Annotated in this window: 1 protein-coding gene; it reads right to left on the bottom strand. The window is 68.1% G+C overall.

Annotated elements, in window-relative coordinates:
* The coding region (gene dmeF / locus ACTVZP_RS22265) for a CDF family Co(II)/Ni(II) efflux transporter DmeF (RefSeq protein WP_443214307.1) at positions 1-693 on the bottom strand (693 nt) is incomplete at its 3' end.
* Positions 694-765 lie beyond the last annotated feature (72 nt).

The raw sequence follows: 765 nt of genomic DNA, 5'->3' as shown, positions 1-765 counted from the left end.
GCCGGTATCGCGGATCAGCCCCCAGGACCAGCGGGCGATCACGAGGCCACCCACGATGCCCATGGCCGGATCCATCCACGTCCAGCCGTAGAGCCCTCCCAGAACCAGCGCCGCGATGGCGAGGACCGAGGTCAGCGCATCGGCGAGCACATGCAGATAGGCCGCCCGCAGGTTGTTGTCCTGCCCCGACCCGCCGTGCGTGCGATGGTCATGGTCATGGTCATGGTCGTGGTCGTGGTGATGAGGCCCGTGATGGTGGTGCCCGTGGTGGTGATGGTCGTCGCGCAGCAGCCACGCGCAGAGCAGGTTCACGCCGAGACCTGCGACCGCCGCGGCGATCGCCTGCGAGAAGTCGATGGCGACCGGGCTGTAGAGCCGCACGAGGCTTTCCCAGCTGATGAGCAGCGCGATCAGCGCCAGCACGACCGCGCTCGCGAAGCCCGCAAGATCGCCCAGCTTGCCCGTCCCGAAGGTGAAGCGCGGGTTGCGGGCGTGCTTGCGCGCATAGGCATAGGCTAGCGCCGCGATCAGCATGGCGCCGGCATGGGTGGACATGTGCCAGCCATCGGCGACCAGCGCCATCGAGCCAAAGATCGTCCCGGCGGTGATCTCGATCACCATCATCGCCGCGGTGATCGCGATCACGATCCAGGTGCGGCGCTCGTTCCTCTCGTGGTTGTCGCCCAGGAACACGTGGTCGTGCGGGCGGGCGAGGCGGGCGGGCGAGGCGGGCGGCGGCTTCGGTCATCTGAGATAGGTCCTGAT

The sequence above is a fragment of the Rhodobacter sp. NSM genome, from assembly GCF_052244495.1.
GTDB lineage: Bacteria > Pseudomonadota > Alphaproteobacteria > Rhodobacterales > Rhodobacteraceae > Cereibacter_A.
Note: the sequence above shows the minus strand (reverse complement) of the source record. Positions and strands in the feature narration are given on the sequence as shown.